The 6,696-nt window shown below is 41.2% G+C and carries 7 protein-coding genes; 5 read left to right on the top strand and 2 right to left on the bottom strand.

Translation table 11 applies throughout. The features are described 5' to 3' along the window. Window positions 1-597: 597 nt before the first annotated feature. Entirely contained in the window at window positions 598-1,242 is a 645-nt protein-coding gene (locus BM378_RS20050) for an outer membrane beta-barrel protein (protein WP_051501944.1), read from the bottom strand. A gap of 281 nt (window positions 1,243-1,523) precedes the next feature. Here BM378_RS20050 and BM378_RS20045 point away from each other — a divergent pair, with 281 nt between their 5' ends. The 5 genes from BM378_RS20045 (at window position 1,524) to BM378_RS20025 (ending at window position 5,316) form a co-directional block, all read left to right on the top strand. Continuing rightward, window positions 1,524-1,664 (top strand): DUF3149 domain-containing protein, encoded by a 141-nt coding sequence (locus tag BM378_RS20045; protein ID WP_074989877.1) that lies wholly within the window; start codon window positions 1,524-1,526, stop codon window positions 1,662-1,664. Window positions 1,665-1,806: 142 nt separating this feature from the next. After that, a complete protein-coding gene (locus tag BM378_RS20040) occupies window positions 1,807-2,808 on the top strand; it encodes a hydrolase (RefSeq protein ID WP_074989876.1) in 1,002 nt (333 codons plus the stop codon). After that, window positions 2,783-3,040: a YheU family protein gene (locus tag BM378_RS20035; protein WP_036973480.1), complete on the top strand. Its 258-nt coding sequence runs from the start codon at window positions 2,783-2,785 to the stop codon at window positions 3,038-3,040. The genes BM378_RS20040 and BM378_RS20035 overlap by 26 nt, the downstream gene beginning before the upstream one ends. Before the next feature lie 60 nt (window positions 3,041-3,100). Beyond that, entirely contained in the window at window positions 3,101-4,294 is a 1,194-nt protein-coding gene (locus tag BM378_RS20030) for a dipeptidase (protein WP_074989875.1), read from the top strand. 131 nt (window positions 4,295-4,425) lie between these two features. Next, window positions 4,426-5,316 (top strand): HEAT repeat domain-containing protein, encoded by an 891-nt coding sequence (locus tag BM378_RS20025; protein ID WP_074989874.1) that lies wholly within the window; start codon window positions 4,426-4,428, stop codon window positions 5,314-5,316. 258 nt (window positions 5,317-5,574) lie between these two features. Here the strand turns inward: BM378_RS20025 and tuf are convergent. Then, on the bottom strand, window positions 5,575-6,696 hold a 1,122-nt coding region (gene tuf / locus BM378_RS20020; protein ID WP_074989872.1), incomplete at its 5' end, for an elongation factor Tu.

The raw sequence follows: 6,696 nt of genomic DNA, 5'->3' as shown, positions 1-6,696 counted from the left end.
CGTTAGCAAATAAAACAGTTCGGACGGCGTATGCCATGCTGAAAAAGGGCACGCGTTATGAACCAAGCCTACTAGCAAATTAACATTTAGTCTTCGATAACAGAAATAACTGTATTGACCAAGAACCTGCGTTAAGCGGTTAGACCCACCCTTGATAGCCTGTAAAGTGATTAGTGTGTTAAAACACCGAGTAGGAGAAGAGGCACAAGGGCGCGAATACATCATAGGGCCGAGGTAGCTCCTCATTATGAGCCCGCATATAAGTACGCAGTCTAACAAAATTAACGAAGGGTATTGTGCAATAGGAGGAGTCCATATAAGCCAGCTTTAACTGCGAATATATCTTTATCTGTCTCACCGTCTTTTCTTTGTAAAATTTTAAAGTAATTTATTCACTATGAGGTTAGAGGCGCTACGCTTTAGGGGGTAGTAAGTAAAAGCTATACAGCGCTTCTGTAGGTCGTGCTTTAGCGCGTTAATCTCAATAGAGTAGTCATTGTCACCATAAGCGACGACTTACAGACTCAAACCTTAAGCCATTCCATCAGTGAGCTTCATTGGATTTCACTCTACCCAACAGAATTCATAAAGTTAAATTTAAAACCTCCAGCCAAGCACAACTGAAAAATCTTGTATATCATGCTGATATTTAATTGTTCCGCTATAGTCGTATTCTTTAGACTCTTTGATACCTAGCAACGAATATTCTACACCCAAGTAAAAGTGCTCTGTAAATAAATATTCTAAGCCAATTGCTGCGTATAAATCATTGCCACTTTCTTGATACTGGATATTGTCAGTCGGCACTAGTTTGGTAGGATTAGCATCTTTATATTCCCAATGAGCTACACCAAACCTCGCATTGATAGAAAAGTCTTTAAATATTTCTGACTTTCCTTTAATTCCAAAACGAATTGATTCTACTTCTAAAGGTACTCTTACTTGCATAGATTGTTTATAATCACTGGGGAAATGAGCCGGTATTGATATCGTATACTCATTTACTGATTCGCCATGCCTATGCTTTGCAATTTCAAACGCAAGATATTCATTGAATTCATAACCTAATCGAAAGCCAAAAGAATCTGAATTTAATGTAGAAGAGTAGCTATCACCTAAATCATGATCTTGATATGTATGAATTTTATTTTTAGCTTTGCCAATTAATATTTCAGAAACTACAGTAGCCTGAGTATAGGTAGGTAATAAGACTAAAACTCCCAACAAAATAATTTTTTTCACTTTATTATCTCTATTTTAATAAAATTGAACTCCCAAAAACAGGGCGCATTTTAGCGTAAGTTAATTGAAGATATACAATAGTAATACTCTTTTTCACAAGAAATTAAATATAAACCAACTTGCCATTACTAGCTTGGTCCTCACTAACTCCTTTTAATTTTTTGATCCAAATCAACTTCTAAATCGCCTTGTGTAGCTTCAGGAAAATAGCTTGATCTGGATCATATCACCCACCCCAAAGCCAGCCTATGATTAACCCATAGACATTAGGAGGCACAACCATGAACGTATTCTTTAGAGATTTTTTTAGCGACCCCGTCTTATTTATGTCATTTGGCATTTTGGCAGTTGTTATCGTTTTATGCCTTTTTTACGTCGGATATTTCATCAAGAAAGTTCACGACGCAGAAGTTCCTAAGTAAGAATTAAGCACGACGCACAAAGCCCCCATCCAATTTTATTGTTTAGGGGCTTTTTATTTGCAACAACACAAAATTGCCACCTGTTCTAAAAAAGCAAAAACTTGCTACAATGGGCGCTTGTTTTGTCTTGAAAGTGTCAACTATGTTACCTGAGTTTAAGCCTGCGTGGTGGATGCGCAATCGCCATTTGCAAACCATAATGCCGCGCTTCTTTCGTCCTTTTCATAATACACGCTACGACTTATCAACAATCGACACCCCAGATGGTGACTTTTTAGAACTTGCTTGGGCACAGCCACACAATGAACATGCTCCATTAGCCATTGTGTTACACGGCCTAGAGGGCAACATTAATAGCTTTTATGCCAAAGGCATGATGAAAAAGCTCAAGCAGCAAGGCTTTGCGGTAGTGCTCATGCACTTTCGTAATTGCTCACGCGAAGTTAATCGCCTTGCGCGTGCTTATCATAGTGGCGAGACCGAAGATTTACGCTTTTTTATCAACCACCTAAAAAACACATTTCCCTCACGTCCTCTTTTCGCTGTTGGCTTTTCGCTAGGCGGTAATGTGCTTGCTAAATATTTAGGTGAGCAAGGTAGCCAATCGAACTTACATGGTGCAGCCGTGGTATCGGCTCCTTTTGATTTATCGGCATCATGCGAAGTAATACGTAAAAGTTTAGGTAAAATTTATCAAAAGTATTTGCTTGATCGCATGAAAAAATCAATGCAAAGAAAGCTGCCACAAATAGAACAGAAAATTAGTCTTACCCCAGAAAAATTAATGGCTATTGATGACTTATGGCAGTTCGATAACTTACTAACGGCTCCCTTGCATGGTTTTGCTGGCGCTGAAGATTACTATCAACAAGCAAGCGCCAAACCGTTTTTAAAAACGATCGCAACACCGACACTTATTGTGCACGCAAAAGATGACCCGATGCTATCAATTAAAGCCGTGCCCGATAGCACAGATGTCAGTGAACATGTTACTCTGCGTATCTCCGAAAAAGGCGGCCATGTTGGTTTTATTAGCGGTAATAATCCGTTTAAACCCGAGTACTGGCTTGAGCGTATAGTGCCTGAGTATTTTCAACAGTTAGTTAAAAAGAGCAGCGATGATCATTCCACACGAAAAACTTGATAAAGAGACACTTTACAATTTAATTGAAAGCTATGTATTACGTGAAGGCACTGACTATGGCGAGCAAGAGGTAAGTATTGAAAGTAAGGTGGCGCAGGTTACTCAGCAACTAAAAAAAGGTGACGCAATGGTGTTCTTTTCTGAACTACATGAATCTGTCACCATTATTTCAAAAGCCGAGTTTATCGCATTACAAGCCGACCCAGAGTATCAAGCGTCGTTTAACGACTAAACTTGTAACTTTTTCTACAACCCTTCACAATGGCTTTTTAACTTTAAAGAGCCATTAAGAATGAAAAAACTAAGCTCATTGGTTGCCGCTGTTTCGTTGGCCTTAATCAGCCAAGCTCATGCAAGTGAGACGACGGCATCAGATAAAGCCATCAAACTAGCAAAAGACACGATTTTAATTGATACACACATTGATGTGCCTTACCGTATTCACGATAAATGGGCCGATGTAACTAAAGCGACTGATGACGGCGATTTTGACTATCCGCGTGCAGTGCAAGGCGGCCTAAACGCCCCTTTTATGTCAATTTACATTCCAGCTAACCTCGAGTTTGAAGGCAAAGGTAAAAGCTACCAACTTGCTAATCAGTTAATCGATAGCATGGAAGCCATTGTACAGCGTGCCCCAGATAAATTTGCAATGGCTGATTCAACAGCAGATATCAAAGCACACTTTAAACAAGGTAAAATGTCGTTGGCAATGGGGATGGAAAATGGTTCACCGATTGAAGGTGACATGAAAAACCTGAAGCATTTTTATGACCGTGGTGTGCGCTACATCACCCTTGCTCACTCGCAAAGCAATCACATTTCAGACTCTTCTTACGATATTCGCCGTAAATGGAAAGGCTTAAGCCCATTTGGTAAAGAGCTGGTCAAAGAGATGAACAACATCGGTATGCTTGTAGACGTATCGCATATTTCAGATGATGCGTTTTACCAGGTCATGGAAATTTCGAAAGTACCAGTGATTGCCTCTCACTCATCGCTGCGTAAATATACGCCAGGCTTTGAGCGTAATATGAATGACGATATGTTATTAGCACTCAAAAAGAATGGCGGTGTTATTCAAATCAACTTTGGTTCAAGCTTCGTAACCGCTCAAGCTGGTTCTTGGTATGATAAGCTAAAAACAGCAAAAGCAGACAAGAAGAAGGAAGGCACGAAGCTCAGCAAAGATTTTGACGCAGCTTATCGTGCTAAGAACCCATTCCCGTTTGCAAGCCTTGAGCAAGTACTTGACCATATCGACCACGTAGTCGCGCTAATAGGCATTGATTACGTTGGTATTGGCTCTGACTACGATGGTGTTGGTGACTCACTGCCTGTAGGCTTAAAGGACGTGTCTAGCTACCCTAATCTTGTACAAGGCCTTATAGATCGAGGCTATAGCGATAAAGATATTAAAAAGATCTTAAGTGGCAACATGCTTCGAGTTTGGCAACAAGCTGAAGAGTACGCGAAAGCGCATTAAACTAACCTCATTATCACCATCTTAAAAGCGCAGCTAATGCGCTTTTTTATTGATTGCAACATCGTTTATTGATTAAAAAAATAGCATGATTTAATCTGATGATTACACTGAAGTAATTAGGATGATGTGATATGGCTTCATGGCAAGGAAATGTTGCGCTTGTATTTGCAACCGCTGCATTAGGCATAACGTTATACAACCAGTTTGGGGCATCTAAGCCACTCAACAAACCGCAACCCGCAAAGTACGATTTTTCATCTATAAGTGGCAGCGTTCCCCTTGAAGACAGGGAAAACCTCGTCGCATTGCATGGCTATATTCTAGACCTTGAAACTCGAATTAACGCACTAGAACAAAGTAGCCCTAAAATTGAGCCAACTTTAATTGCAGAACAAATCGATAAAGCCATCGAACAACGCGAAAAAGAACGTATTGCAGAAGCAACCAAAAGAAATCCATCGGTTAATTGGTTTAGAAACTTGCCTGATGATTATCGTCAGCGCATTAAGGCCGATCAACACTATGCAAACAAATCAATTAACGACGCATTTTCTGCACTACTAAATATCAATAATAGCGATGACGACCGTTTGGCAGCCTATGGGCAACTTAAAATGACGTTAGGCATGCTCAGACGTGATCTAGATGAAAATCAACACACAGCCGTTGTCGACGCGATGCTCAATATCAGTGAGTATACAAGTGAACCAACCACACGAATTCATGCCATAGAGAATCTATCGCGACTCGATTCTGTTTCACCAAAACTAGCCGACTACTTTCAAAAGCTCTTGCAAAGCGACGATAACGACTATGTTCGTAGCGTGTCAGCCAGTGCCCTTGTGAGCCAATTTTATCGCGCTAATCAACTCGATAAAAAAGAGTTTGCTCTTGAGCTTGCACAGCGTATTCAAGGCTTAGAATCAAGTGGCGATAGTAAAGTAGCTGATATTATGACCGACAGCCTAAAACACCCACGACTAAGAGAAGAATTAAACAAAGTACTTGGAAATAGTGGTTAGAAGCGAGAAGCGAGTAGCGAGTAGCGAGTAGCGAGTAGCGAGTAGCGAGTAGCGAGTAGCGAGAACAAAATAAAGCCACGTTAACCTCAAGCAAACTTTTTGATGTTTAATCACACCAGTAAGTAACCCCCGCTCGGTATCTAACTTCTAATATCTAATATCTACCTTCTAATATCTAATATCTATTTTCTCATCCATAAAAAAACCCGAGACTAAGCTCGGGTTTTTCTTGAATGCTTAATGCATCACTATAGTTGATTACTCAACGATAGTTGCAACAACACCAGCACCAACTGTACGGCCACCTTCACGGATAGCGAAGCGTAAACCTTCGTCCATCGCGATTGGAGCGATTAGCTCTACAGTCATCTTGATGTTATCACCAGGCATTACCATTTCAACGCCGTCTGGTAACTGTACGTCACCTGTTACGTCAGTTGTACGGAAGTAGAACTGTGGACGGTAACCTTTGAAGAATGGAGTATGACGGCCACCTTCATCTTTAGAAAGTACGTATACTTCTGAAGTGAATTTAGTGTGTGGCTTGATTGAACCAGGCTTACAAAGTACTTGACCACGCTCAACGTCTTCACGCTTAGTACCACGTAGAAGTGCACCGATGTTCTCACCCGCACGACCTTCGTCTAGAAGCTTACGGAACATCTCAACACCTGTACATGTTGTCTTCGTAGTTTCTTTGATACCTACGATTTCAACTTCGTCATTCACGTTGATGATACCAGCTTCAACACGGCCAGTTACAACTGTACCACGACCTTGGATTGAGAATACGTCTTCGATAGGCATGATGAATGGCTTATCGATGTCACGCTCTGGCTCTGGGATGTATGAATCTAGCGCTTCAGCTAGTTCAATGATTTTCGCTTCCCATTGCTCTTCGCCTTCTAGGGCTTTAAGTGCTGAACCTTGGATTAGAGGTAAGTCGTCACCTGGGAAATCGTACTCAGAAAGAAGTTCACGAACTTCCATCTCTACTAGCTCAAGTAGCTCTTCGTCATCAACCATGTCACATTTGTTCATGAATACGATGATGTAAGGTACGCCAACCTGACGAGAAAGTAGGATGTGCTCACGTGTTTGTGGCATAGGACCGTCAGTTGCAGCAACTACTAGGATTGCGCCGTCCATTTGAGCAGCACCAGTGATCATGTTTTTAACATAATCGGCGTGTCCTGGACAGTCTACGTGTGCGTAGTGACGAGTTGGTGTATCGTACTCAACGTGTGAAGTTGAGATTGTGATACCACGCTCACGCTCTTCTGGAGCGTTATCGATTGATGCGAAGTCTTTAGCTGTACCACCGTATACTTTTGCAAGTACGTTAGTGATTGCTGCAGTTAGGGTAGTTTTACCGTGGTC

Source organism: Pseudoalteromonas lipolytica (assembly GCF_900116435.1).
Classification (GTDB): domain Bacteria; phylum Pseudomonadota; class Gammaproteobacteria; order Enterobacterales; family Alteromonadaceae; genus Pseudoalteromonas; species Pseudoalteromonas lipolytica.
Note: the sequence above shows the minus strand (reverse complement) of the source record. Positions and strands in the feature narration are given on the sequence as shown.

Bases quoted from the DNA above. Each gene is read 5' to 3' on its own strand.
- BM378_RS20045 (WP_074989877.1), top strand. From the start codon at position 1,524: ATGAACGTATTCTTTAGAGATTTTTTTAGCGACCCCGTCTTATTTATG.
- BM378_RS20040 (WP_074989876.1), top strand. From the start codon at position 1,807: ATGTTACCTGAGTTTAAGCCTGCGTGGTGGATGCGCAATCGCCATTTG.
- BM378_RS20035 (WP_036973480.1), top strand. From the start codon at position 2,783: ATGATCATTCCACACGAAAAACTTGATAAAGAGACACTTTACAATTTA.
- BM378_RS20030 (WP_074989875.1), top strand. From the start codon at position 3,101: ATGAAAAAACTAAGCTCATTGGTTGCCGCTGTTTCGTTGGCCTTAATC.
- BM378_RS20025 (WP_074989874.1), top strand. From the start codon at position 4,426: ATGGCTTCATGGCAAGGAAATGTTGCGCTTGTATTTGCAACCGCTGCA.